The following is a 25,554-nucleotide window of genomic DNA, read 5'->3' on the forward strand; positions in this document are numbered from 1 at the left end:
TTTCGCTGGTCGTGGTGCGGGGTAAGGATGTCTGCATGCTGGACACCGAGGTCCTCTCGCGGACGCCGCCGCGGGTGCTCGACGTCGTCACCCCGCTCGGGGACGTGCGGTTCGCCGTCCGCCTCGGTGGCTGGGACGTGCCCGCGAGACCGGAGCTGACCTGGCGCCTGGACTCCGGGGCGTGGTTGTGCCGGTGGCGGCACCCGTCCGTGCGCCTCGACGTGGTGTCCGGGCGAAGCGTGCCCCGGCTGCCCGCCGGCTATCCCGCCGTCACCAGGGAAGTCACCATCATCCGCGTGCTGGCCAGGGAAACCGTCGGCGAGTTCGTCGTCCAGGCAGAGCTGGCCGGCGCGCCGGCCGACGGCGGCAGCACCTGGGAAAGCGCCTTCACGGCCGAAACCGCCGACGCGGTGGTGAGCGTCGGCGGGCCCGGTGCCGAGAAGCTGCGGCGGTGTTCGCGCGCCGGCCAGCACGTGCCGCCGTACTGGTCGCGGCTGCTCGCCGGCGACGCCGTCGAGCGGACCGGCGGCCGGCTCACCTGGCGGCTGCCGGTCGTCGAGCGCGGCGACTACGCCGAGCTGTGGGTCTCCGTCGCGTGGAGCGAGCCGAGCGAGCACCCGGGCACGTGGTCGGCCGTCGACATCGACCCGGCCCGGGTGCTGCGCGAGCTAACCCAGTGAAATCCGGTCCAGATCCGGGGCGCCGGCGCGGTCGTTGCCGATCCGGATCGTATTGGCGCCCGCGTTCAGCGTCACCGGGACCGAAGTGGTGTACGGCGTGTTGTTCCCGGCGCCGCTGACCTTGACCTCCGCCGGCGCGCCGCCGTTCACCGACACGAAGTACGACCGGTCGCCGTTGACGGTGAAGTCCAGGTACAGCCGGTACTGCCCGGCCGCGGCCACCGTGACGTCCGGGAACGTCACCGCCGCTCCCGCGCTGCCGCCGATGTTGCGCACCTTCTGCCCGCCGGAGCACGCCGCGCAGCTCGTGACGCCGGCGTCGCCGATGTCGTTGGCCGAGTCCTCCGCCTCACGCATGAACACGCGGTCCGCCGGGCGCTGCTTCACCTGCACCGGCTTGCTGACCGACTTCGCCCGCCCGAGCGTCTGGAAGGACGCCGTGACCGGGATGGTCACGTCCTGGGCCGCCGGGGCGGTCACCGTCCACGAGCCGCTCAGCACCTGGCCCAGCCGCAGGCTCGACGCCGTCACGGGATCGCCCTGGACCGTCCAGCCCGCCGGGACGACCGGGGCCAGGGACACCTGGTCGATCGGGTCGTCGACGTCGAGCCGCAGGGACGCGGTGACCCGCAGGGACTGCTGACCGGGTGACACCCATTGCACGCCTGCCGGTTGCACGGTCAACGTCGTCCTCGGGGTGTACGACTCGGGTGGCAGCGGCGCCACCGCGATCCGGTCGAGGCCGGCCGTGCCGGACACCTTGATCGTGTTGGCCCCGGCGTTGAGCGGCACCGCGACCGCCGTCGGCGTCACCACGCCGGGCGCGGTCGGCGGGACGGTCACCGTGATCGGCGCGGCCCCGTTCACGCTCACGGCGAGCGTGCCCGAACCGGTGGTGTCGAGCTGCAGCCGGGACGGGCCGCCGGCCTGGACGTCCCGGAAGACGACCGCGCCGCGGTCCAGCCCGGTGACTTCGTTCGTGCCCGAGCACGCCTCGCACCACACCGGCGACGCCTTGCCTTCGAAGCCGTTGCGCCACGACTCCGCCTCCAGCGGCACCTCGCCGCGCGGGTCGGGGTAGCCGTACGCGACGTCGATCTCGTCGAGCGCGAGCTGGTGGAAGAACGCCTTGGCCTGCGGGCCGGCCCACGTGTTCAGCACCTCGAGCTTGAGGTAGCGCGCGTGCACCTCGCCGACGTCGATGAACTGCACGCCCCGGGTGCTCGGGAGGGCGCCGGTGCGCACGGTGCGCCAGTTCTGCCCGTCGTCGCTCGCGTAGACGCGGTAGTCCTTGATCCGCGCGGAATCTTCGGGGCGGCCGAAGGATTCCCGCGCGTACGTCGGCGACGACTCGCGCTCGTGCACCGCGAGGTAGGCCGTCGACCGCTTCCGGCCGAGGTCCAGCGTCACGGACACCGGCAGCTGCCCGCCCGCGTCCCAGTAGTTCAGGTAGCTGCCGTCGACGAGGTTCGCCGCCGAAGCCCCGTTCGCCGACGCGGTGGCCTTGATCGTGCCCTTGTCGTAGAAGTACTGCTGTCCCGCGGTGTCCACTTTGAACACCGTGTCGTAGGTGTCCCAGTCCTGGATGTCCAGGATGGACAGATAGCCGCCGGACTGGGCGAACCGCATCGGCTTGCCGGTGCGCAGGTCGGACACGCCGGTGACGCGGTAGCCGTTGTCGCGCAGGCGAACCAGGTTCGTCGACGGCCGCGTGACCACGTGCACGTACTGCGTCTTCGCGCCGGGCTTGACGGTGATCACGCCGTGCGCGCCGTCGTTCCAGAAGCCCGGCTGCATGCCGCCGTACATGTAGCCGCCGCCTTCGGTGCCCTGCAGCGACTCCTTGATCGGCTGGGTCCAGGACGCCATGAAGTTGTTGAACGCCTCCTGCTGCGGCGGGAACTTCCCGTTCAGCATGGCGGTTTCGGCCATCAGCGACTTGATCGACGAGCCCGCGTTCGTGATGTAGCGGCCGGTGGAGAGCCGGAAGTCGACGGCCTGGTCGCCGCCGCTGTACCACCAGTCGCCGTTGGTCGGCAGCTTGTAGTCGGCCTCGGTCAGCCGCGGCATCGGCGTCCAGACCGCCTGCGGGTAGTCGTACGACGGCGTCATGCCGGTCTTCTGCTCGTTGCTGACCGTGTCCATGATCGGCGTGTCCTCGTTGTTGTTGCTCAACAACATCGAAGGCCGCTTCTCGCGGATGTGCTCGTAGAGCCCGTGTTGCTCCCAGTACTCGTTGTCGTTGTCGATCCAGAACCCGGCGAGGTCGCTGTAGCGGTCCATGACCTCGTCGAACAGGTCGTAGCCGAACTCGCCGAAGCCCTGGCGGGTGGTCAGGTCGACCGGCTTGCCCTTGTACGCGGAGTAGGCGGCGGAGTCGAGTGACTCGTGGCCGGTTTCGTTGTGCCACTGGGGGTCGTCGGTCATGTAGAGCATGACGCGCACGCCCTTGGCCTTGCCCGCGGCGATCAGCTCGCCCAGGAAGTCACGCTGCGTCGCGCAGCTGCCGGGGATCTTCGACGGCCACGGCCGCGCGTAGCCCAGCCGGCTGTGGAAGGTGGTGAGGACGACGTAGGACGCGCCCAGCTTCTTCGCCTCGTCGATCCAGTAGTCCGGCGTCCAGCCGCCGGCCGTGACGTCGTGTTCCCAGGCGGCGCAGTCGGTGTGCCGCGGCGCGGTGAACATGCCCCAGTGCAGGAACAGCCCGGCCGTCGAGGCCCGCAGCCAGTCCTGGCGCGGGTTGTACAGTTCGGCGTTCGCGGGGCTGACCAGGCTCGCCACCAGCGCGAGCGCGGCGGCGAGGCAGGTGAGCAGTCGGATTCTCAAGGGACCTCCTCGTCCGGAGAGATCCGATGATTAGCCGCTCATATATCGTACGTCAAGGGTAGATGCCGCTCATCGGCACACAGTGGTCCGATCTGTCACAAACGCGCGGCCGCGTACGTCAAGGTGGTGATCGACCCGCGAAAGGACGCACCGTGAACGACGACCTGCTGGCCCGCAGCTTCGAGACCCACCGCGACCACCTCCGGTCCGTCGCCTACCGCATGCTGGGCTCGCTGACCGAGGCCGAGGACGCCGTGCAGGAGTCGTGGCTGCGGCTGAGCCGCACTGACACGGCCGCCGTCGAGAACCTGGGTGGCTGGCTGACAACGGTCGTCGGCCGCGTCTGCCTCGACATGCTGCGCTCGCGCAAGGCCCGGCGCGAGGAACCGTTCGACGCGCTGGTGCCCGACCCGATCGTCAGCCGTGAGGACGCGGGCCCCGAGCACGAGGCGTTGATGGCGGACTCGGTCGGCCTCGCGCTGCTGGTCGTGCTCGACACGCTGACCCCGGCCGAGCGGCTGGCGTTCGTGCTGCGGGACATGTTCGCGATGCCGTTCGAGGAGATCGCGCCGATCGTCGGCCGGTCCGAGGCGGCGACCCGCCAGCTGGCCAGCCGCGCGCGGCGGCGGGTGCAGGGCGCCCCGGTGGCCCCGGACCCCGACCTCGGCCGGCAGCGCGAGGTGGTGAACGCGTTCCTGGCGGCGGCCCGCAGCGGCGACTTCGACGCGCTGGTCTCGGTCCTCGACCCCCAGGTCGTGCTGCGCGCGGACCGCGGCCCGGCACTGGGCGGCTCGGTGGAGGTGCGCGGCGCGGACCAGGTGGCGAACCAGGCGCTGACGTTCTCCCGCCTGGGCGCGGGCGGCGGAGTGGTCCACCGCGCCCTGGTCAATGGCGCGGCGGGAGTGGTGGCGACGCGCGAAGGCCGCCCGTTCTCGGTACTGGGCTTCACGGTGGCCGGCGGCCGCATCGTGGAGATCGACATCCTCGCCGACCCGGCCCGCCTCGAACGGCTGGACCTGGCGGTCCTGGACTGAGGAGCGCCCCAAGGCGGCCTTGGGTGCGTCTGACGCACCGAAGGCCGCCTTGGGGCGCTTCTGCGGCAACGGCCCTGCTGGCCGAGGTCGCGAAATCCGGTGGAACGGTTCCCGCCCGGTGGCTAAGTTGGCCCTTCGACTGTCTGGAGGTCCTGCCATGTACCGCGATCACGACGCCGAAGCGTCCTTTTGAGCCGACGAGCAAGCGCCGCCGGGGGTTCCCTCTAGCGAGACCCGGGTCAAGCGCGGCGACCGTGTCGTCGGCGAAGACACCGAACTCGTCGAGAAGCTCGGTGGCAACGACCCGTGCCCCTGTGGTTCCGGGCGGAGGTTTCCGCCGATGCTGCCGCAGCGGTGGCCGGTACGACGGCGTCAACGGCCACTACTACGCACGGGACTGACCGCGCCGGAGTCGTCGGTGATCAGGGCGACCTCGTCCTCGTCGTCGAAGTGCAGGTACTCGCGGCGGCCGTCCGCGTACTGGCGGATCGTGCCCGCCACCACGACCACCAGCTCGCCGTCCTCGACGGCGTACAGGTCGTCGGGGGTCAGTACTTCGTGGATGCGTGTGCCGTTCGTGATCAGCGTGCGGACGCGGCGGCCCGTGTGGTCGTAGCCGTACAGCGCGTTCACGCCGTCGCCGTGCACCCCGCGCAGGCGGCCGAACGCGTCCCGGATCTCCGTGCCCCGCAGCGGCTCCCGGGACGTCCGGGACGTGACTTCGCGCAGCAGCCCGCCCGGACCAGTGATGACGTGCACCGGCCCGAACAGCTCGCTGACGCCGTTCGCGTAGTGCACCGCCGTGCGGCGGCCGCGCAGGTCGTACTGGATCGCGTCGACGAAGCCCGGCACGCTCACCAGCCGCCCGACCTCGTCGTACTGGTGGTGGACGGTCAACCGCCCGTCGCCGGCGTCCGGGTAGACCACTTCGGACAGCCGGCCGTCCGCGCGGCGCACGACGTCCAGCCGGTACTCGACCGCGACGTGCGCCGGGCGCCAGCGCCGCTCCACCGGGTGGCCGAGCGCGTCGTAGCCGAACAGCGTCACGCCCGATTCGTCGGCGACGCGCACCAGCCGCCCGCAGCTGTGCGGCCCCGCTTCGAGCGGCACCGGCAGGCCGCCGTCGTGGTAGGTGAACGTCGTGACCGGGGTGCCGCCCGGGTCGTCGACCAGCACCGCGACCACCCGGCCCGCCGCGTCGTGCACGCGGTACAGCGTGTGCCCGTCCGCGGTCCGCGTCTCGACCGGGTTCCCGGCGGCGTCCCGGACGTGCACGGCGCCGTCCGCGTCCCGCAGTTCCCGGCCGAGCAGGTCGCGGACGACCGCCGCGGAATCGTCCGATGTGGACGTTCCGAGCCGGCGGCCGAGTGCGTCGTAGCGGAACTCCTCCGGCGCGGGCGGCGGCTCACCGTCGCGGAACGCCCGGCTCGTCCGGCAGACGAACCCGCGCGCGCAGTACTCGTGGTGCTCGTCGACGACGTCGCCGAGCAGTTCGGCGTGCCGGCGCCGCAGCAGCCGTCCGGCGCCGTCGCGCAGCTCGGCCGTCACGATCACCTCCGCCTCGCCGGACACCGCGCGCTGTTCGGTGGTCACCAGCGTCCCGTCGTAGCGGTACCGGACGGTCGGCAGGTCCGCGGAGTCGCCCGGCCGCACGACGGTTTCGGGACGGCCCAGCGGATCGTGCGTCACCGTGGTCACCGCGCCCGCCGGATCGGTCACCTCGCACACGCGCGCTGTGCGGACGTCGTACCGCGTGACCGTCACGTTGCCGAGCGGGTCCGCGGCCACCTCGGGAAAGCACCGGTCGGCGGAGTAGCGCACCTCGCGGGTGTGGCCGTCCGGCCCGGTCGTCGTGGTGCGCAGGCCGGTGACCGTGTCGAGCCGCCCGTGGGACGTCGTCACCCACCAGCCGTCCTCGCCGGGACGGCGGTGGTAGCCGTGGTGGCGGAAGTCGGGCGGGCGCGTGCCGTAGACGTCGGCGGCGAGCGCGTCGGTGAGCGCCAGCTCCTCCCGCGCGGTCAGCAGGCCGTGCGAACCGGCGTGGCCGTCGGGTTGCTCGTCGTACCGGAAAAGCCGGTCGGACACCACCTTTCCGGCGCCGTCCAGCTCGCGGACCCGCGCGGGCAGGGCGGTGAACCGCTGTTCGGGGGCGGTCGCGTACGTCGTGCGCCGCTCTCGGACGACGGCGGCGTGACCCGGCCGTTCGGTCGTCTCCACCTCGCGGACCGGGTTCCCGGCGGCGTCGAAGCTCGTCTCGTTCGTGGTGACCGAGACCGGGGTCCGCCGCCGCTCGAACACGGTCGTCACCGTTCTAGTCCATCGTGGACGCCGAGTGTGCTCCACCCGGCGGTACGGCCGGTCCGCCTCGGGCGAGCCGTCGAGGCCGTAGGTCTCCTCCCGGCCGAGCCGGCCGTCGCCGCCGTACCAGCGCACGGTCCGCAGCGTGGGCGCGTACTCGTCGCCCAGCTCGTCCTGGACCACCCGGCCGAAGCCGGCCGGACGGTGGTCGTGGTACTCGAACTCCGTGACGCCGGTGTGCCCGGTGACCGCTTCCCGGACCTCGACGCGCCGGACGACCGGCAGCGCTTCGACCGTCGTGTACTCGATCGCGGTGTGCAGCCCGATGCCGTTGTCGATCTCGTTGAGCCGCCCGGCGCGCGGCAGGTCTTCCGGCGCCAGGGAGTAGTAGGACACGGCGTCCTCGACCACCAGCACCCCGCCGCCGGACCGGGCGTTGGCGGCGGCCGGCTGGATCCGGCGCGGGACCGGCGGCTCGGTGCGGGCGTAGGCGAGCCGCAGCACCGGCGCGGCGGCCTCGGCACCGTGCGCGTCGAACCCGGTCAGCGTGACCGAGGTCAGCAGGGACGCGCCGGTGACGTCGTCTTCGGCGTAGCCGAGCCGCCACCGCCGGACGAGCGGCCGCGCGTCGCCCGGCACCCGCAGGTCGATCCGGGCGCACCGCAGCTCCGTCGTGACGAGGGTGCCGCCCTGGCCCCAGCGCAGCACGTCCGGCCGCGGCTCGTACGTGAAGTCCACTTCGTACGGTCCGTAGGACACGCGCGCGAGGTAGGCCTGCCCGCTGTGGTGCGCCCAGCCGAACACCGCGGTGTCGCCGAACGGGTTCTCGGTCCGTTCGAGGTACCAGGCCGGGCCGCCCGACCGGCCGTCGCCGGTGGTGCCGAAGACGTGCCGGATCCCCGATCGGGTGGTCAGCTCGAAGCCGTCGTCCCGGCGGGCGAGCCTGCCCCCGGCGCCGGACCGCGCGCGGCCGTCGTCGAGTTGGACGTGCGGCAGCGGCAGCGCGAACCCGCCGCCGAACGGGCCGTTCGGCGCACCGGTCGTGTACCGCAGTGCCAGCGCCGGCGCGATGCCGCCGGGGCCGGGCGGCAGGTCGAGCGGGACGGCGAAGCGGCCACGACCGGTGGCGGGTTCCGGGGTGAACGTCCCGCCCAGCCCGCGGACCGGCGCCGGCCGATCCGCTTCCCGCACGCTCGACCGGAGCAGAACCATGCTGATCTCCCCGCCTGGATTCGTGACTTCCGGAGGCCAGGTGGGTGAGGCGGGGCCGCCAGATACGTCTTCACCCGTTTGCCGTCTTCGTTACGCCTTCGTGACGTGGGTGTCGTATCCCAGTGGCGGCCCGCGGGTCTTTCCCGGGTGCCATCAGTGATCAATGGCGGAGGGTGGACCCATGGTCGTCAAGTTCGTGCGGGAGACCGCGGAAGCGCCGGCGGAGGACGCGAGCACGCTCAACGAGCTCCCGACCCCGCCGAGACAGGTGCTCGACCGGCACGGCGCGCGAGTGCTCGACCCGGCGACGGCGGTCGTCGCGCCCGGGCAGCCCGTCCCGCGGACGACCGTGTACCGGCCGGGCACCTTCCTCTTACGCACCCGCTACCTGCGTGACCAGGCGACCATGGAGGCGATCAACGGCGTCCTCGCGCGCATCGGCCTCCACGCCACCCCGGGCGACCGCGGCGGTGACGCGCGCACCCGGCAGCTCGACGACCTGCCCGCCCGGGCGCTGCTGCACGTCCGCGAGGACGCCGAACCGGTCGTCGTCGACTGCTGGAAGGCCCTGCAGCTGCTGCGGGCGGCCGCGTCCGGCGAGAAGCCCGAGATCGACCCGGAGATGGTCCGGGAGATGTCGGTCGAGCACCTGCTGTTCACCTCGCCGGTGTTCGGCGGGGTGCCGTGGGAGACCAGCGGCTTCGGCGGCACACCCTGGGAGACCAGCGGATTCGGCGCGGGCAGCTCGTACGGGCGCACCCACGGCGCCAACCGGATCCCGGTGACGCTCGCCGCCGACCCGCCCTACCGCGGCGAGCAGCCCGGACGGCGGCGGCCGGTCGTCGCCGTGCTCGACACCGGCATCGGCCCGCACCGCTGGTTCGGGCTGGCCGACCGCAGCGGCCCGCCGCCCGCCGGATCCGGCCTCGCCGTCGCGCCGGACATCCAGGACGCCATCCTGCAGGCCGAGCTGGCCTCCGGCACCGTGCCGACCCAGCTGCTCGACGGCTACTGGGACGCGCCGACCACCGGCCAGCCGCTGATCGGCGACATCGACACCGACACCGGGCACGGCCTGTTCATCGCCGGCATCATCCGGCAGGCCTGCCCCGAAGCCGACACGCTCGCGATCCGCGTCGTGCACAGCGACGGCGTCGCCTACGAGGGCGACGTGCTGCTGGCGCTGCACCTGCTCGCCGACCGCGTCCGGAACGCGCAGGCGGGCAATCGGCCGGAGGACATGGTCGACGTCATTTCGCTGTCGCTGGGCTACTACGCCGAAGACCCGGTGGACGTCGCCTTCACCGGCCAGTTCGGCTCGATCATCGCGGAGCTGCTCGGCCTCGGCGTGCTCGTCGTCGCCGCCGCGGGCAACGACGCCACCACCCGCCGGTTCTACCCGGCCGCCTTCGCCGACCAGCCGCTCGGCGACGGCTGCGGCCCGCAGGTGATCAGCGTCGGCGCGCTGAACCCGGACGTCCAGGCCAGCAAGGCGCTGTTCTCCAACGAGGGCCCGTGGGTGCGCTGCTGGGCGACCGGCGCCGGCGTCGTCAGCACGTACCCGGCGGACGTGCGCGGCACCGCGGCCGCCGACCACGAGATGCCCGGCCGGAACTCCTTCGACCCGGACGACTACAGCGCCGGCTTCGCGGTCTGGGACGGGACGTCGTTCGCCGCGCCGCTCGCCGCGGCGGAGCTGGCCAAGGCCCTGGCCGAGTCCGGTGACCTGGCCGCGGTCGACCGCGAGACGGTCGTCAAGCGTGCCTGGACCGCGCTGGGTTCGCTGTGAACGTGGCCAAGACCGACCACGGCCGGGTAGCGGTGCTGTTCGACGCCGCGCGGGCGGGCGACCGCGCGGCGCTGGACGAGCTGGTTTCCCTGCTCACGCCGCTGCTCTGGCAGGTCGCGCGTGACCAGGGGCTGGACGTCGACCAGGCCGCCGACGTCGTGCAGACGACGTGGCTGCGGCTGCTGGGGTCGTTCGCGGAGATCCGCTCGCCGGTCGCGCTGACCGGCTGGCTGATCACCGTCACCAGGCGCGAGGCCTGGCGGACTGGGGAAAAACGCCAGGCCGAGCGGCCGCTGCCGGAGCTGCCGGAGCGGCTGTCCGAAACGGCACCGGCACCCGAGGAGAGGGTGCTGCGCGACGACCAGCGCGCCCGGCTGTGGCGCGCGGTCGACACCTTGCCCGAACGCTGCCGCAGCCTGCTGCGGATCGTGGCGTTCGTGCACCGGCCGGACTACGCCGAAGTCGGCGCCCGGCTGGGCATGCCGAGGGGGAGTATCGGCCCGACCAGGGGACGCTGCCTCGCGCGCCTGCGCGAGCAGCTACTCGCCAACGGCGAAGGAGATTGGCTGTGACCACCGTCGAACCACCCGGCGCGAACGAGCCCTTGGACGAGCTCGATTTCCGGCTGCTGGCCGGGCTGCGCGAGCTGTGGGAAGACGCCGACCCGATGCCCGCCACGCTCGTGGAGCAGATCCGCTTCGCGATCCAGCTGGAGGACGTCGACCTGGAAGTGATGCGGATCCGCGAGCAGGAAGGCTTGGTGGACGCGCGAAGCGCCGCCGAGCAGGGCCGGCTCATCACGTTCGACAGCGAAAGCCTGACGATCATGGTGAACGTCAGTCCCGAGCCGGGGGGAACGATCCGGCTCGACGGGTGGCTGACCCCGCCCGCCGAGCACCCGATCGAGGTCCGGACGGCCACCGGCCCGCTGACGACGACGTCCGACGCCGAGGGGCGGTTCGCGGTCAACGGGGTGCCGCACGGGATGGTCCAGGTCCTGGTCCGCACAGTCGGCCGGTCGAGGACGGTGAGCACACCGGCCATGGAGCTCTAGCCCGTCGTCAGTGAGGAACAGGGTCAGAACACTGTTTCTCACTCACGACAGCGACCCCGGCCGGAGGTACGATCCGGGACGTCCTTCTCGGCCGAGGGGGACGGCCCGGCCGGAAGGGCTGCCCGTGGTCGCGTCCCCCGAGGTCGAAGACCGGGTCCGCGACCTGCACCGCCGCGCGGTCGCGGCGACCAACGACGGCCAGCCCGTGGTCGGTGGCCGCCTGATCCGCTCCGCCGCACGGCTGCTCGGCCTGCCCGCGGCCGCGCCGCCGGCGGACTGGCCGGCCTGGCCCGAACTCGCGACGCGCGTGCTCGGCACGTACGCGGCGGTCGAAACGGCGCTGGGCAACAGCACCCGCGGGCTCGCGCTGCTCGACGAAGCCGAAGTCCTCGTGCCGGACGCCGGACGCGGGATCCTGCGCCAGCAACGCGGTCTCGTGCTCATCCTGATCGGCCGGATGGACGACGCGCTGAAGTGCTTCGACGAAGCGATCCCGCTGCTGCGGCAGGCCGGCGAGCACGTCGTCCTCGCCCGGACGCTGCTCAACCGCGCGATGCTGCACCAGTACACCGGGCGCGTCCGGCTCGCCCTCGCCGACCTCGACCAGTGCGAGCAGGTCGGCGCCGGGCAGGCGTCGGAAGAGGGCTTGGCGCGGATCTTCGCCAAGGCCGCGCACGGCCGCGGCCAAGCGCGCGTGCTCACCGGCGACATCCCGGGCGCGCTGCGGGACTTCGACGCCGCAAGCCGGTTCTACGCGGAGCAGAGCGTCGGGATGCTGCCCGTGCTGGCCGTCGACAAGGCCCGCGCGCTGCTCGCCGCCGGCCTGCCGCAGGAGGCGGCCGCCGAGCTGGACGCGGCCCTCGAGCAGTTCCCGCGGCTGCGGATGAACCAGGAGCACGCCGAAGCCGAGCTGACCAGGGCACTGGCCGCGCTCGCCGGCGGCGAGCCGTCGGCCGCGCGCAGCTGGGCCGGCCGCGCCGAACGGCGGTTTCGCCGTCGCGGCAACGAAACCTGGGCCGCGGTCGCGCAGCTGACCGCCCTGCGCGCGGACTTCGCGGCCGGCCGCCGGATCGCCCGCGTCGCCGCGGAGGCGACCGCACTCGCGGTCCGCCTCACCGAGCTGGGCCTGCGCAACGACGCCGAGATCGCCGGCCTGCTGGCCGCCCGCGCCCGGATCGTCCTCGGGGACCTCGACGGCGCCCGCGCCGGCATCGCCCCGCGCGACAGCCGGGCCGCGCCGCTGGAGAACCGCCTGGTGCGGCGGCTCGCGTTGGCCGAGCTGGGGGCCGCGAGTGGCGATCCGCGCGTGACCTTCGCGAACGCGCGTGCCGGGCTGACGCAGCTGGAGCGCCACCGCGGCCGGTTCGGCAGCGTCGACCTGCAGACCGGGACGACGTCGCTCGGCAAGGAACTCGCCGACGCGGGGCTCGCCGCCGCCCTCGCCCAGCGCTCGCCCGGCGTCGTGTTCCGGTGGCTCGACCGCTCGCGCGCCCAGGCGTTCCGGTTCCGGCCGGTGCGCCCGCCCGCGCACCCGCAGACCGTGGACGCCGTCGCCGAGCTGCGGTTTCTCTCGATGCAGATCCGCACGGGCGAGCTGTCCGGCAAGCCGGACGCCCAGGCCGTGAAGCGCTGTGCCGCGCTGGAACGCGAAATCCGCGCCAGGGGCTGGCAGGCCGAGGGCGCCGACGCCGACCACCCGGAGGCGGAGCTGCGGGAAGCCGGCGACGAGCTCGCCGAAACCGGCAGCGCGATGGTCTGCTTCCTCGCCGACCGCGGCACGTTGTGCGCGCAGGTGATCGCGAACCACCGGGTGGCGCTGGTGGAGCTGGGCCCGGTGTCGGCGGTGGCCGAGCCGGTCGCGCGGCTGCACAGCGACCTCGACGCGTTGTGCGGGCGCCGGCTGCCGTCGCAGCTCGACCAGGTCATCCGCCGCTCGGTCCGGACGCAGGTGACGGCCTTGGACGCGATCCTGCTGGCGCCACTGGCTGCCCGGCTCGGCGACCTCGACGTGGTGGTCGTGCCGACCGGCGCGCTGTCGGCCGTCCCGTGGGGCCTGCTGCCGACGTTGCGCAGCCGCCCGGTGACGGTCACGCCGTCGTCGTCGGCCTGGCTCGACGCGGGCCGCCGTCCGCGCCGGGCGTGCGGGGCGCCGCTGCTGGTCGCGGGCTCGGACCTCACCCACGCCGAGGCCGAGGTGGCGCGGCTGGCGCCGCTCTACCCGGACGCCGCGGTGCTGACCGGCCCGGACGCGACGGTCGCGGCGACGCTCAAGGCGTTCGACGGCTGCCGCCTGGCGCACTTCGCCGCGCACGGCCACCACGAGCAGGAGAACGTGCTGTTCTCGCGGCTCAACCTGGCCGACGGGCCGTTGATGGCCTACGACGTCCAGCAGCTTTCGACGGCACCGGAGCACGTGGTGCTGTCGTCGTGCGACGTCGGCCAGGCGGTGGTCCGGGCGGGCGACGAGGTACTGGGCTTCACCGCGGCGTTGCTCTACGGCGGCAGCCGGACGGTGGTGTCGAGCGTGGCGCGGGTCGACGACCGGACGGCGGGCGGAGTGATGCTGGCCTACCACCGGGCACTGTCGGCGGGCACACCCCCGGCCCGCGCACTGGCCGACGCGGCCCAGGCGGAACCCCTGATGCCGTTCGTCTGCTTCGGCCGCGGCTGACGGGTGGAAGCGGCAGCGTGCGGGCCCACCGCGGGTCCGTCCGCCGAGGTCGTCCGCGCCGACGCGGGCCATCTCTTCACTCGATCGGGTGAAGCCGGGGGCCGCGCGTCATTCCTGGGGTGGGTCGCCCTCTTCTTCGGTGCGGCGGTAACCGGCCGGCACGCCCCCCGACTGGCCGGTTACCGCTGCGGTGTTCCCGGGCGCAGGACGCGGAAGGTCAGGTGCGTCGCGTTCGGCGTTTCCGCCACGGCGGTGCGTTCCAGCTCGACGTGCGCGCCCGTCTCGGCGTCGAAGAGCCGGACGCCCGAGCCGAACAGCAGCGGGACGACGTGCAGGCGCAGCTCGTCGACCAGCCCGGCCAGCAGGAACTGCCGCAGGGTCGTGCCGCCGCCCATCAGCACCACGTCGTCCTCGCCCGCCGCGGCCTTCGCCTGGCGGAGCGCGCTTTCCGGGCCGTCGGTGACGAACGTGAACGTCGTCGGGCCCTTCACCACCGGCTCGTGCGGCCGGTGCGTCACGACGAAGACCGGCTTCTTGAACGTGCCGTCGTCGCCCCACGGATCGACGCCCACGTCGAACATCGTCCGGCCGACCACGAACGCGCCCGTGCCGTCGAAGAGCCGGGCGCCCACCGCCGCGTCGGCGTCCGTGCCCTCGAACATCCACTGGTGGAGCAGGTCGCCGTCCCGGCCGAGCCGGTGTTCGGTGCTGGTGTCCGGACCGGCGACGATCCCGTCGGCCGACATGCTGATCTCCGCGATGACTCTCCCCATGGGGGCCACCCTCCCACCGGATCAGGCGGAAGACCAGCCGTCACCCCATTCGGCGGCGCGGGCGGCGCGGTACCGCGGTCCTTGCTTCTTCGAGACGGCGACGCCGGGCTTGAGGCCTTCGGTCGTGCAGAGGTCGAGCGCGACCCAGCCCTTGTGCTTCTTCGGGTGCCGGATGATCCGCGCGTCCGGCCGCTCGGGCGCCGACCGCGCCGCGACGACGTAGGCGAACTTCTCGTCTTCGAAGCCGAGCGTGCCCGCCTTCAGCCGCCGGTGCAGCCCCGACCGCGGGAGCCGCGCGGCGAAGTGGCACCAGTCCTCGCCGGGCACGATCGGGCAGGCGCCGTCGTGCGGGCACGGCGCGACGACGTGCAGGCCCAGCTCGATGAGCTGCGCGCGGGCGGCGCGGATCCGCTCGTAGCCGGCGGGCGTGCCGGGCTCGATCAGCGCGACCGTCCCGGCCTTCGCGGCCAGCCAGCGCACGACGTCGGCGCGCGTGGCTTCGGGCAGCTCGCCGAGCACGTACGACAGGGTCACCAGATCGGCGTCCGGCGCCGGGGCGGCGGGGTCGGCGAACCCGCGCCGCCACTCGGCGTCCCGGACGGCGGGCAGCGCGGCACCGGCGGCGAGCCGCTTGCCGAGCCCGATGGCCCCGGCGACCTGCTCGACCACCGTGCACCGGGTGAGCGACGGCCAGACCGCGGCGGCCGCCCAGACCCCGGCACCGGTACCGCCTCCGACGTCGATCTGCGTACGCGGCTCGAAGCCAGGAGCGCGTGAAGCGGCTTCGGCAAGCACAGCGCGTACGGCGGCGTAGGTGGCAGGCATCCGGTAACCGGCGTACGCGGCGATGTCGGCTTCGGAGCTGAGGATGGGCGAAGTCGCCGCGTCACCCTGGCGGTAGCGCGTGCTGAGCCGGTCGACGGACTGGGTGAGCCACGCCAGCGGGTGCCGGGCCAGCTCGTCGTCGAGCGCGGAGGAGAGATCGTCGGGAAGGACCGCCACGGCTGTCGATTCTCCCTTGTCCGGATTGTCCCGCCGGAGCCGCCCTGAGCTGCTACTTTTCCCGCGCCAAAAGTTTTTCGGGCGGGGTGTCGATCCGGCGGGCGGCCGTTCGACGCGTAGGCAGGACGAACGAGAGGAGACCGCGGTGCGGTTCATGGTGATCGTCAAGGCGAACGAGGACTCCGAGGCGGGCAAGGGCCCGAGCGCCGAGCTGCTGGCCGAGATGGGGAAGTTCAACGAGGCGCTGGTCAAGGCCGGGGTGCTGCTCGCCGGCGAAGGGCTCACGCCGAGTTCGCAGGGCGCGCGGGTCGTGTTCTCCGGTACCGAGGAGCCCAAGGTCGTCGACGGCCCGTTCGCCGAGACCAAGGAGCTGGTCGGCGGCTTCTGGATCCTGCAGTGCCGCGACCGCGAAGAGTGCATCGAGTGGATCAAGCGGATGCCCAACCCCGAGGGCCGGGACGGCGTCGTCGAGATCCGGCGCGTCGCCGAAGCCGCCGACTTCGAGAACCTGACGCCCGAGGTCGAAGAGCTCGAGGGACGGCTCCGCGCCCAGAGCGCCCAACGCTCCGGGGAGGCGTGATGCGGTTCCTGGTGATGGTCAAGGCCAGCCCCGAGTCCGAGGCGCCCGGCTTCCAGCCCGGCGCCGAGGAGCTGGCCGAGATGGCGAAGTTCAACGACCGGCTCTTCAAGGAGGGCCGGATCGTGCTCGCCGAGGGGCTGACGTCGAGCGCGGAAGGCGTGCGCGTCGTCTTCGAAGGCGACGCCGAGCCGAAGCTCATCGACGGGCCCTTCGCCGAGACGAAGGAACTCGTCGCCGGCTTCTGGGTGCTCAACGGCGAATCGCTCGAAGACGTCGTCGAGCTGATGAAGCAGGCACCGAACCCCGAAGCCAAGGGCGGGGTGATGGAGATCCGCCCGATCGCCGGCTAGCGGGTTGCGCCGCGCCCGATCACCCGGTCTGATGGCCGGGTGACGGTTGCGGACACCCGGAGCACGGTAGAGGCGGTCTGGCGCATCGAATCGCCGCGGCTCATCGCGGGCCTGGCCCGGATGGCCCGCGGCGACGTCGGGCTGGCGGAGGAGCTGGCGCAGGACGCGCTCGTCGCCGCGCTGGAGCAGTGGCCGGAGTCCGGTGTGCCGCGCAACCCCGGCGCGTGGCTGATGACCATCGCCAAGCGCCGCGCGATCGACCAGTTCCGCCGCAACGAGCGGTACGCCGAGAAGCTCGAAGAGGTCGGCCGCGGCGAGCGCGTCGGCGAGGGCGTGCTGCCGGACTTCGACGCGGGCCTCGACGACCACATCGAGGACGACCTGCTGCGCCTGCTGTTCGTCGCCTGCCACCCGGTGCTGAACACGCAGGCGCGGGTGGCGCTGACGCTGCGGATGCTCGGCGGCCTGACCACCGACGAGATCGCGCGCGCGTTCCTGGTCCGCGAATCGACCATCGCGCAGCGGATCGTCCGGGCGAAGAAGGCGCTCGCCGCGGCGAAGGTCCCGTTCGAGGTGCCCGAAGGCGACGAGCGCGTCGCGCGGCTGTCGTCCGTGCTCGAGGTCATCTACCTGGTGTTCAACGAGGGCTATTCGGCCACCCGCGGCGACGACTGGATGCGGCCGGCGCTGTGCGAGGAGGCGATGCGGCTCGGGCGCGTCCTGGCCGGGCTGATGCCGGGCGAGTCCGAGGTGCACGGCCTGGTCGCGCTGATGGAACTGCAGTCGTCGCGGGCGAAGGCCCGCACCGGCCCGAACGGCGAACCGGTGCTGCTGCTGGACCAGGACCGCTCCCGCTGGGACCGCACGCTGATCCAGCACGGCCTCGCCGCGCTGGCCCTGTCCGAGCAGATCGCCGAAGGCGCGTACGGGCCGTACTCGGCGCAGGCGGCGATCGCGGCTTGCCACGCCCGCGCCCGGACGGCCGAAGAGACGGACTGGGTGCGCATCGCGGCGTTGTACGAAGGCCTCGGCAAGCTCCAGCCGTCACCGGTGATCGAGCTGAACCGCGGGGTCGCGGTGGCGATGGCCCACGGTCCGGCGGCGGGCTTGGCGATCGTCGACGCGGTGGCGGCCGAGCCGGCGCTGAAGGACTACCACCTGCTCCCGAGCGTCCGGGGCGACCTGCTGCAGAAGCTGGGCCGGCTGGCCGAGGCGGAGCAGGAATTCCGGCGAGCGGCGGAGATGACGGAGAACGCCCGCGAGCGAGCACTGCTCCTGGACCGCGCGGCGGCGGTGAGCCGCTGACGTCGTGCTCGCCGCGTTGCTGCCCGGCTTCCGGGACGTCCGCAGTGCGCTGGTCGCGGGCTACATGTGGTTCTGCGCCGGCTGGCTGCTGGTCGGTCACTACCACCCGCCGCCGGCGGGCCTGCTCGGGAAACCGGCGCTGGAGCTGCTGGAGCTCTTCGGCACCGGCGGCAGGCTCGCTGCGATCAGCGTGCTGTGCCTGCTGATCGGCGAGGTGACCGGCACGCTCGCGCAGTCGGTGTGCTTCCGGCTGAGCGTCGCCTACCTGCGGCGGCTCGCCCCGGACGACCTCGTGCGACGGCCGGGCGGGCCGCTTTCGGTGTTCCGGCCGCTCAGCACGCGGGCCCTGGTCCGCGTCCGCGACCGGATCCGCCTGGACTACCGGCGCCACCAGGACAGCACGACGTCCGACGCCACCCCGCGCGGCGACGACCGGCACGAGGTCGACCGGCTCACCCTCGAGACGGTGCACGAGGTGCTGTTCATGTCACCGCGGCTGATCGTCGCGAAACCGGAGCTGTACGCCGAGTTCAGCCGCATCAAGGGGGAGAGCGAGTTCCGTGACGCGCTCTTCCTGCCGCTGCCCGTGCTCGCCGTCGCGGTCTGCGCCGAACTGTCGGTGCCGGCGTGGGCCAAGGCGGTCCTGCTGGTGGTGACCGTGGTCGCCGACGGCTACCTGTTCGTCCAGAGCCGTCAGAGGTTCCGGCAGGCGCACAGCCTCATCTCGCACAGCATCGCCGACGGGACGGTCAAGTCCGCGGCACTGGGCGACCGGGACTAGCGATCCCGCCACGAAAGCGGCGACACCGTCAACGCCGCTTCGGCGATCTTCCGCGCCGTCTCCGTCGTGAGCCCGTTCCGGGCCGACTCGATCCACTCGCCGACCCGCTGGACGCCGATGTCGCGGTACTCCAGGGCCTGCAGCAGCATCTCCAGCTTGTCCGCGTCCTTCGCGCACAACGCCTCGGCGGACGAACGGGTCTCGTACTCGTCCACCGCCGCGCGCACCAGGTCTCGGGAGCGGCCGGGCAACGCCGCCGTCTGGTCGGCCGTGATCTGCCGGGGCTCCGGCTTCTTCAGGTAGTCCGCCGCCGTCAGCGGCAGGTCGCCCGTGCGCGTCTCCTGCGTGTCGTGCCACAGCGCGAGGAACGCCGCCCGTTCGGGGTTCGCGCCCTCCTCCGCCGCGATCAGCGCCGCCAGCTGGGCCGCGCGCAGGCTGTGCTCGCCGACCGACTCCGGGTCGCGGACGCCCGCGTGCCACCAGCCCGACCGGCGGACGCGTTTCAGCAGGCCCAGCTCGTAGGCGAACGACGCCAGCGGCTCACTCATGCCGCCCAGCCTAGGGCGACGGGATCATCGCCGTCAGGATCGTCGCCTGCAGGAGGGAGATCACGCCGACCACCGCGGTCAGCAGCAGCGACCACAGGAACGTCTGCCGCAGCAGCGAGCCCTCCTTGCCGCTCTGGCCGATCGCCGTCGCGCCGATGGAGAGGTTCTGCGGCGAGATCATCTTGCCCATCACGCCGCCCGACGTGTTCGTCGCGCCCGCCAGTACCGGGTTCAGGTTCAGCTGCTGGGCCGAGATCACCTGCATCGGGCCGAAGAGGCTGTTCGTCGACGCGTCCGAGCCGGTCAGGAAGACACCCAGCCAGCCGATGTACGCCGAGAAGAGCGGGAAGACCGCGCCGGTCGTCGCCAGTGCGAGACCCAGCGTCTGCGTCGCGCCCGAGTAGTTCATCACGAACGCGATCGCCAGGATCATGAAGATCGTCGCGAGCGCCCAGCGCATCTGGACGAGCGTCCGGCGGTAGGTCGCCACCAGCACGCCCGGCCGGGCGCCCATCGCGAACCCGGCGACGACGGCCGCGATCAGCGCGACCGTGCCCGGCGAGAACAGGAAGTCCACCGTGAGCGTCGCCGCGTACGGCGTGTTCTTCGCCGTGATCGGCGGGTGCTGGACGACGTGGTTGTGCAGGCCCGGCCACGCGAAGACCCAGTCGGCCTTGTGCAGCAGCTTCGTCAGGTCCAGCCAGGCGGGGAGGTTCTTGAAGATCGTGCCGATCCGGGACAGGAAGATCGCCAGGATCAGGATGATGTAGGGCAGCCACGCGTACAGCGCGCCGCGTCCGGCCTGCGCGGCGCCGAGGCTCTTCGCGGGCGCTTCCTCGCCTTCGAAGCGCCACACCGACGCGGGCTGCCAGAACCGGGTCAGGACCCACAGCGCGGCCATCGCGGTGAGCGCGGCGAGGACGTCGACCAGGCTGGCGCTGATGTAGTTGGACGCGACGAACTGCATGGCCGCGAACGCGAGCCCCGCCGTCAGCACCGCCGGCCACACCTCGAGCATGCGCTTCCAGCCGGCCAGCACCACGACGAGGAACGCCGGGATGATCAACGCCAGCACGGGAACCTGGCGGCCGACCATCGCCGAGAACAGATCCGTCGCCTGGTCCTGCTTGAGGTGCATGATCGGCGCGGTCAGCCTGCCGAGCACGATCAGCGGGTTGCCGAGGCCGCCGAACGCCACCGGCGCGGTGTTCGCCAGCAGCGCCAGCACGACGGCCTTCACCGGCGGAAACCCGAGCGCGGCCATCATCGCCGCGGTGATCGCGATCGGCGACCCGCCGCCCGCGACGCCTTCGAGCAGCGCGCCGAAGGCGAACGCGATGAGCAGCGCCTGCAGCCGCCGGTCCTCGCTGAACCCGGCGAGCACGCGCTTGATGCTGTCGAACCGGCCGGTGGCGACCGTGACGTTGTGGAAGTACACGGCGTGGAACGCGATCCACGCCACCGACCACACGCCGAACACCACGCCCATCGCCGCGGAGCCGAACGCCGGCCCGGCCGGCATCCGGTACAGCAGCAGCGCGACGCCGAGCGCGGTGACCAGCGCGAGCGCCGCGGACAGGTGCGCGGACAGGCGGACCACGCCGAGCGCGGCCAGCAGCACGATGACGGGGAGCGCGGCGAGCAGCGCGGAAAGCCACAGCCCGCCGGCCGGCTGGTAGTCCTGAAGCCACGTCACGGTCAGCCCCGTTGCCCGCGGACGTACCCGAGCCGCAGCGAGAGGGCGGCGGCGGTCCCGGCCACGGACGCGCCGAGCTCGTCGAGCCGCCGCAGCACGCGCGGCGCCGGTCCGGCGATGCTGATGGCGGCGATCGGCCGCCCGGAGTGGTCGCGCACCGCGGCGGCGACGCATCCGACGTCCGGCTCGTTCTCGACCTCGTCGACCGCCCAGCCGCGCCTGCTGGTCCGCGCGAGCTCGTCGAGCAGCCGGTGCGGGTCGTTGATCGTCTTGAGGGTCAGCGAATCCAGCTTCATCCGCCGGACGCGCTCGGCGCGGTCGGCTTCCGGCAGCGCGGCGAGCCAGGCCTTGCCCAGCGATGTCGCGTGCTGCGGGCGGCGCGTGCCCAGCCGGCAGGCCAGCGTGACGGCGCTGGCGCTGCGTTCGGTGGCGACGTAGACCATGGTGTCGTTGTCCGGCACGGCGAGGTAGGTCGTCTCGCCGGAGCGTTCGGCCAGCGACGCGAGGTAGCGCGGCGCGCAGCGGTGCAGATCGGTCGCCGCCATGGCACGGGCGCCGAGCTCGACCAGCCGCGTCCCCAGCCGCACGCGGCCGGTCACCTGGTCGGCTTCGAGGTAGTCGAGGTTCTTCAGGGTGCCGACGATGCGGTAGGCGGCACTGCGGGAAAGCCCCAGTTGCCGCGCGATCGCGTTGGTGGAAATCTCCTGGTGCCTGCCCACGTGCTCCAGCACCGCGAGCCCGCGTTCGAGAGTTCCGCTGTTTTCCAGCCCACGCTCCGGTCCCACGTTGCCCTCCGTTGGACGTTCCCGGTTCCGCTCAGCGGTACGCCTTTCCGCTGGATGGGGTTGGACGGTAACACCTCCGATGTATCGACGGAAGATCTTGTGCTGACCCGCAATCAAGCTGGGTAGTTGCGCATGCTAATTGGTACAACCTCCGATGGTTAAGTTTCCTACCTATGGCGGTTGCGGGCTCTTGATCAGCGGCGTTCGACGAGTTCGATAGTCGTCGCGTTCATGTTCTTGAATGGCGCGTGAAGGTATCCGGGCCCTTTCGGAAATGCCGGGCTTGCGACTTCGCTAATGCCGTTGCGAAGCGCGTTCGGCTGCTGCTTGAACCTCGGTGAGCGCGAGCCGGGCGGCTTCGCCGAAGTCCCCGTCGGGCGTTTTGCTCCAGCGCGCGTAGGCGATCTCCGACGCGAGCGCGCCCAGTTCCGCCGCCACGCGGGCGGTCAGATCCGGGACGCCGCGCCGCTTGAGCGCTTCGGTCGTCCTGGCGGTGAGCCGCAGGCCCTTCAGCGCTTCCCGCTCCTGCAGTTCCGGGTTGGCGGCGATCACCGCGCGCCGCCGGGTGCTGAACTCACGGCGTTCGGGCGTGAAGGCGTGCCGGCCGACCGCGTCGAGGGCGTGGGCCACCGCTTCGAGCGGGGTGGCGGTGCCGGGCGCCTCGGCGATCGCCTTGGCGAGCAGGTCGCTCAGCGTGTCGCCGCCGAAGAGCACTTCGCGCTTGTCCTGGAAGTGCCGGAAGAACGTGCTCTTCGTCAGGCCCGCGCGCTGGGCGATGTCGATCACCGTCGTGTTCTCGTAGCCGCGCTCGGCGAACAGTTCGAGGGCGGCTTGGGCCAGCCGCTCGGGTGCGTTCGGTTGCCAGCGGGCCATGGCGGCAGTTTACGGCACTTGGTCCCGTCGCGGGTGTACAGTGATGGCACTTGGTCTCATCACTGGAGGTTCCCATGAGCAGAGCGGTCGGGTACGAGACGTTCGGCGGTCCGGAAGTGCTGGAGCTGCGCGAGGTCCCGGAGCCGCACGCGGGTCCGGGCGAGGTGCGCGTGCGCGTGGCGGCGGCCGGGCTGAACCCGATAGATTGGGGCCTGGTCTCCCGGCCCGAGGCGGCGGCGCGGTTCGGCATCACGCTGCCGTCCGGCTTCGGCTACGACTTCGCCGGCGTGGTCGACGAGGTGGGCCCGGGCGTCACGGGCTACGCGGCGGGGGACCGCGTCCATGGCGGCGCGCTGGCGCGGGCGGTGGCGGACTTCGTCGTGGTCAAGGCGCCGGCGGAGGCACCCGACGGGCTGTTCCACACGCCGGACGGCATCAGTGACGAGGTGGCGAGCACGCTCCCGGTGGCAGGCTCATCGGCGACGGCCGCCCTGGCGGCGATCGGCCTGCGGCCGGGCGACACGGTCCTGATCGGCGGAGCGGCGGGCGGAGTGGGCGTGTTCGCGGTCCAGCTGGCGAGACTGGCCGGCGCGAAGGTGCTGGGCACGGCGTCGGAGGGGACGTTCGGGTTCCTGCGCGAGCTGGGCGCGGAGCCGGTGGCCTACGGACCGGGACTGGCGGACCGGGTCCGAGCGAGAGGAGTGACGGCGGCGGCGGACCTGTTCGGCACGGAGACGGCGGAGGCGGCCCTGGAGCTGGGCATCCCACCGGAGCGCATCGCGACGATAGCGGCGGGCCCCAACCCGCCGGGCGGAGTCCGCGCGACGGGTGGAGCGGACGCGGAGCCGGGCGCGATGGCCCGGATCACGGACGCGATCCTGGCGGGCGAGCTGACGGTCCCGATCGCGGCGGTGTTCCCGGTGGAGCGGATCCGCGACGCGGTGAGTCTGCAGGCGGGGCGCCACGTGCACGGCAAGGTGGTGGTCACGCTCTGAGGTGAGCGGGGTGAGCTCCGCTGCTGCGGCGGCGCCGGGTGGCGGCCGCGGGGTTTGAGGTGGGCGGGGCGCGACTCCCGCCCCCCGGCCGGCGGTGCGAGGCGGCCGCGCGCACGCTGCGGCGCCGCCGGGCGATGGCCGCAGGTCTGCGGTGGCCGGTGCCCCCGCGCCCGCCAAGCAGCCGTTGCGGAGGCGGCGAAGGCTGAGCGCGCCCACCCCACCCGGCAGCGTCCCCGCACCTCACCCACCCCGACCTGCCGCTGACCAGCGCGCGTGCGTGGTCCGGGTCACCCACTCAGCAAACTCACAGCGCCCGGCGAGCACCATCCAGCCGGTGACTGCCCGAAGCCCTCTCCGTACTCGCGCGTCCGTGGCCGCCGGGCGGCTGACCGCCTGGCTGTCGCGTAGCTCGGGCCTCGGCCGCGGTGGCATGATCGGGGGGCGCGTCACCCTCGCCCTCGATCCGCGGGCCCTGCGGCGGCTCGGGCAGGACCGGACCGTCGTGCTCGTCACCGGCACCAACGGCAAGACCACCACCGCCCTGATGCTGACCCGCGCCCTCGAAGCGCTCGCCGAGGTCGCCGCCAACAGCGACGGGGCCAACATGCCCGACGGTGTCCTCGCCGCGCTCGCCGCCCGGCCCGACGCGCCGTACGCCGTGCTCGAAGTCGACGAAACCTACGTTCCCTGGGTTGCCCAGCAGCTGGAACCCGCGATGCTGGTCCTGCTCAACCTCAGCCGGGACCAGCTCGACCGCGTCGGCGAGGTCCGCTCGACCGAACGTGACCTGCGGGCCGCCGTGGCGGCCATGGACAAGACCGTCGTCGTCGCCAACTGTGACGACGTGCTCGTCACCTCCGCCGCGAGCGCCGCCGCCAAGCCGCTGTGGGTCGGGACCGGGCGGCGCTGGACCGGCGACTCGACCGCCTGTCCCCGCTGCGACGGCCAGATCCAGAACCACGACGGGCACTGGAGCTGCGGCTGCGGTCTTGCCCGGCCGGAGCCCGCCTGGGCGCTCGACGGCGATCTCGTCCGCACGCCTGGCGGCAGGCACGTCGACCTGGACCTGCGGCTGCCGGGGGACGCGAACCGGGCGAACGCCGCGCTCGCCCTCGCCGCCGCGCAACGGCTCGGCGTACCGCCGCACACCGCCGCCGCCCGGCTGCGGACCATCACCGACATCGGCGGCCGCTACCGCACGATCCGCCGGTCCCGGCACTCCGTGCGGCTGATGCTGGCGAAGAACCCCGCCGGCTGGATGGAAACGCTGCGCGTGCTGGACGAGGACACCCCGGTCGTCGTCGCGGTCAACGCGCAGGAGGCCGACGGGCGCGACCTGTCGTGGCTGTGGGACGTGCACTTCGAGCGGCTGCGCGGCCGCCAGGTCGTCGTCACCGGCGAGCGCGGCGCCGACCTGGCCGTCCGGCTCTGCTACGCCGAGGTACCGCACTGGGCCGAACCGGACCCGGTCGCCGCGATCGACGCGTTGCCGCCCGGCGGGGTCGAGCTGGTCGCCAACTACACCGCGTTCCGCGACCTGGTGGGCAGGTTGCGCGGTGGCTGACTCGATCGTCCGCATCGGACTGCTGCTGCCGGAGGTGCTCGGCACCTACGGCGACACCGGCAACGCGCAGGTGCTCTGCCGCCGCCTGCAGTGGCGGGGGATGGAAGCCGAGGTGGTGCCGGTCGGGCTCGGTGACCCGGTGCCGTCCGCGTTGGACATCTACCTGCTCGGCGGCGGCGAGGACGGCGCGCAGGCGCTGGCCGCCGCCCACCTGCGGAAGTACCCGGGCCTGCGGCGGGCCGTGTCCGGTGGCGCGGTCGTCTTCGGCGTCTGCGCGGGCTTGCAGGTGCTCGGGACCCGCTTCCGCGGCTTCGACGGCATCGACCACGACGGGCTCGGCCTGCTCGACGTCACCACCGAACCCGGCGAGCGGCGAGCCGTCGCGGAACTGGTCGCGACCTCGTCGGAGCTGCTGGACAACGCGCCGCTCACGGGGTTCGAGAACCACCTCGGCGTGAGCAAGCTGGGCGCGGCCAGCGAGCCGCTCGGGCACGTCGTGCGCGGCACCGGCAACGGCGACGGCACCGAAGGCGCGGTGACCGACCGGGTCGTCGGCACGTACCTGCACGGCCCGGCGCTGGCCCGCAACCCGGCGCTGGCGGACCTCCTGCTGACCTGGACGGCCGGGCACCCGCTGCCGCCGCTGGACCTGCCCGAGGTCGACCGCCTGCGCGCGGAGCGGCTGGCCGCCGCACGCCGGCGACGGTGAGCCGTGGCCGTGTCGCTGCCGGGGCCGCG

Annotated in this window: 21 protein-coding genes; 13 read left to right on the top strand and 8 right to left on the bottom strand. The window is 72.9% G+C overall.

Going from position 1 to position 25,554, the window contains the following annotated elements; all coding sequences use genetic code 11:
- Nucleotides 1–35 precede the first annotated feature (35 nt).
- A complete protein-coding gene (locus BT341_RS09410) occupies nt 36–680 on the top strand; it encodes a hypothetical protein (RefSeq protein ID WP_072475907.1) in 645 nt (214 codons plus the stop codon).
- Here the strand turns inward: BT341_RS09410 and BT341_RS09415 are convergent.
- On the bottom strand, nt 669–3,506 hold the full coding sequence (locus tag BT341_RS09415) for an alpha-L-fucosidase (RefSeq protein WP_072475908.1): 2,838 nt from the start codon (nt 3,504–3,506) through the stop codon (nt 669–671). The two genes, BT341_RS09410 and BT341_RS09415, sit on opposite strands and share 12 nt — an antisense overlap.
- 152 nt (nt 3,507–3,658) lie before the next feature.
- Here BT341_RS09415 and sigJ point away from each other — a divergent pair, with 152 nt between their 5' ends.
- Nucleotides 3,659–4,540, top strand: coding sequence for an RNA polymerase sigma factor SigJ (sigJ, locus tag BT341_RS09420; protein WP_072475909.1), 882 nt, complete (start codon nt 3,659–3,661; stop codon nt 4,538–4,540).
- A gap of 372 nt (nt 4,541–4,912) precedes the next feature.
- On the opposite strand, the gene BT341_RS09430 is transcribed toward sigJ, so the two are convergent.
- Nucleotides 4,913–8,050, bottom strand: coding sequence for an RHS repeat domain-containing protein (locus BT341_RS09430; RefSeq protein ID WP_072475910.1), 3,138 nt, complete (start codon nt 8,048–8,050; stop codon nt 4,913–4,915).
- A 181-nt stretch (nt 8,051–8,231) separates the two neighbouring features.
- Here BT341_RS09430 and BT341_RS09435 point away from each other — a divergent pair, with 181 nt between their 5' ends.
- The 4 genes from BT341_RS09435 to BT341_RS09450 all read left to right on the top strand — a co-directional run bounded on the left by BT341_RS09435 (nt 8,232) and on the right by BT341_RS09450 (nt 13,564).
- The gene (locus BT341_RS09435; RefSeq protein WP_072475911.1) at nt 8,232–9,839 is read left to right on the top strand and encodes a S8 family serine peptidase; all 1,608 of its coding nucleotides are present in this window, start codon (nt 8,232–8,234) and stop codon (nt 9,837–9,839) included.
- Complete coding sequence (locus BT341_RS09440) at nt 9,836–10,411, top strand: RNA polymerase sigma factor (RefSeq protein ID WP_072475912.1); 576 nt, start codon at nt 9,836–9,838, stop codon at nt 10,409–10,411. Before BT341_RS09435 ends, BT341_RS09440 begins: the two co-directional genes overlap by 4 nt.
- A complete protein-coding gene (locus BT341_RS09445) occupies nt 10,408–10,893 on the top strand; it encodes a hypothetical protein (RefSeq protein ID WP_072475913.1) in 486 nt (161 codons plus the stop codon). Before BT341_RS09440 ends, BT341_RS09445 begins: the two co-directional genes overlap by 4 nt.
- Nucleotides 10,894–11,017: 124 nt before the next feature.
- Entirely contained in the window at nt 11,018–13,564 is a 2,547-nt protein-coding gene (locus BT341_RS09450) for a CHAT domain-containing protein (RefSeq protein WP_072475914.1), read from the top strand.
- A gap of 179 nt (nt 13,565–13,743) precedes the next feature.
- Here the strand turns inward: BT341_RS09450 and BT341_RS09455 are convergent, their stop codons facing one another.
- Both BT341_RS09455 and BT341_RS09460 read right to left on the bottom strand, forming a co-directional pair.
- Nucleotides 13,744–14,337 carry a dihydrofolate reductase family protein gene (locus BT341_RS09455; RefSeq protein WP_072475915.1) on the bottom strand — a complete coding sequence of 198 codons (594 nt, stop codon included), beginning with the start codon at nt 14,335–14,337 and terminating at the stop codon, nt 13,744–13,746.
- Nucleotides 14,338–14,358: 21 nt separating this feature from the next.
- Nucleotides 14,359–15,339, bottom strand: a complete 981-nt coding sequence (locus BT341_RS09460; RefSeq protein WP_072475916.1) for a small ribosomal subunit Rsm22 family protein — start codon at nt 15,337–15,339, stop codon at nt 14,359–14,361.
- Between the two features lie 145 nt (nt 15,340–15,484).
- Between BT341_RS09460 and BT341_RS09465 the strand changes: the two genes are divergently transcribed.
- From BT341_RS09465 to BT341_RS09480, 4 genes are read left to right on the top strand one after another with little or no spacing between them, the layout of a single operon-like run.
- Nucleotides 15,485–15,919 carry a YciI family protein gene (locus BT341_RS09465; RefSeq protein ID WP_072475917.1) on the top strand — a complete coding sequence of 145 codons (435 nt, stop codon included), beginning with the start codon at nt 15,485–15,487 and terminating at the stop codon, nt 15,917–15,919.
- The gene (locus tag BT341_RS09470) at nt 15,919–16,269 is read left to right on the top strand and encodes a YciI family protein (RefSeq protein ID WP_072475918.1); all 351 of its coding nucleotides are present in this window, start codon (nt 15,919–15,921) and stop codon (nt 16,267–16,269) included. The genes BT341_RS09465 and BT341_RS09470 overlap by 1 nt, the downstream gene beginning before the upstream one ends.
- Nucleotides 16,270–16,308: 39 nt before the next feature.
- Nucleotides 16,309–17,574 (top strand): RNA polymerase sigma factor, encoded by a 1,266-nt coding sequence (locus BT341_RS09475; RefSeq protein ID WP_072475919.1) that lies wholly within the window; start codon nt 16,309–16,311, stop codon nt 17,572–17,574.
- Between the two features lie 4 nt (nt 17,575–17,578).
- Nucleotides 17,579–18,355, top strand: coding sequence for a hypothetical protein (locus BT341_RS09480; protein ID WP_072475920.1), 777 nt, complete (start codon nt 17,579–17,581; stop codon nt 18,353–18,355).
- On the opposite strand, the gene BT341_RS09485 is transcribed toward BT341_RS09480, so the two are convergent.
- The 4 genes from BT341_RS09485 to BT341_RS09500 form a co-directional block, all read right to left on the bottom strand.
- The gene (locus tag BT341_RS09485) at nt 18,352–18,903 is read right to left on the bottom strand and encodes an HD domain-containing protein (protein ID WP_072475921.1); all 552 of its coding nucleotides are present in this window, start codon (nt 18,901–18,903) and stop codon (nt 18,352–18,354) included. The genes BT341_RS09480 and BT341_RS09485 overlap by 4 nt on opposite strands.
- 10 nt (nt 18,904–18,913) lie before the next feature.
- A complete protein-coding gene (locus BT341_RS09490) occupies nt 18,914–20,599 on the bottom strand; it encodes an L-lactate permease (RefSeq protein WP_072475922.1) in 1,686 nt (561 codons plus the stop codon).
- A gap of 2 nt (nt 20,600–20,601) precedes the next feature.
- Nucleotides 20,602–21,384 carry an IclR family transcriptional regulator gene (locus BT341_RS09495; RefSeq protein ID WP_072475923.1) on the bottom strand — a complete coding sequence of 261 codons (783 nt, stop codon included), beginning with the start codon at nt 21,382–21,384 and terminating at the stop codon, nt 20,602–20,604.
- 294 nt (nt 21,385–21,678) lie between these two features.
- On the bottom strand, nt 21,679–22,257 hold the full coding sequence (locus tag BT341_RS09500; RefSeq protein ID WP_072475924.1) for a TetR/AcrR family transcriptional regulator: 579 nt from the start codon (nt 22,255–22,257) through the stop codon (nt 21,679–21,681).
- Nucleotides 22,258–22,331: 74 nt separating this feature from the next.
- On the opposite strand from BT341_RS09500, the gene BT341_RS09505 reads away from it, so the two are divergent.
- The 3 genes from BT341_RS09505 (at nt 22,332) to BT341_RS09515 (ending at nt 25,525) form a co-directional block, all read left to right on the top strand.
- The gene (locus BT341_RS09505) at nt 22,332–23,252 is read left to right on the top strand and encodes an NADP-dependent oxidoreductase (RefSeq protein ID WP_072475925.1); all 921 of its coding nucleotides are present in this window, start codon (nt 22,332–22,334) and stop codon (nt 23,250–23,252) included.
- A gap of 370 nt (nt 23,253–23,622) precedes the next feature.
- Nucleotides 23,623–24,816 (top strand): Mur ligase family protein, encoded by a 1,194-nt coding sequence (locus BT341_RS09510; protein WP_072475926.1) that lies wholly within the window; start codon nt 23,623–23,625, stop codon nt 24,814–24,816.
- Nucleotides 24,809–25,525 carry a type 1 glutamine amidotransferase gene (locus tag BT341_RS09515; RefSeq protein WP_072475927.1) on the top strand — a complete coding sequence of 239 codons (717 nt, stop codon included), beginning with the start codon at nt 24,809–24,811 and terminating at the stop codon, nt 25,523–25,525. The genes BT341_RS09510 and BT341_RS09515 overlap by 8 nt, the downstream gene beginning before the upstream one ends.
- Nucleotides 25,526–25,554 lie beyond the last annotated feature (29 nt).

The organism is Amycolatopsis australiensis (assembly GCF_900119165.1).
In the GTDB taxonomy this organism is placed as follows: domain Bacteria; phylum Actinomycetota; class Actinomycetes; order Mycobacteriales; family Pseudonocardiaceae; genus Amycolatopsis; species Amycolatopsis australiensis.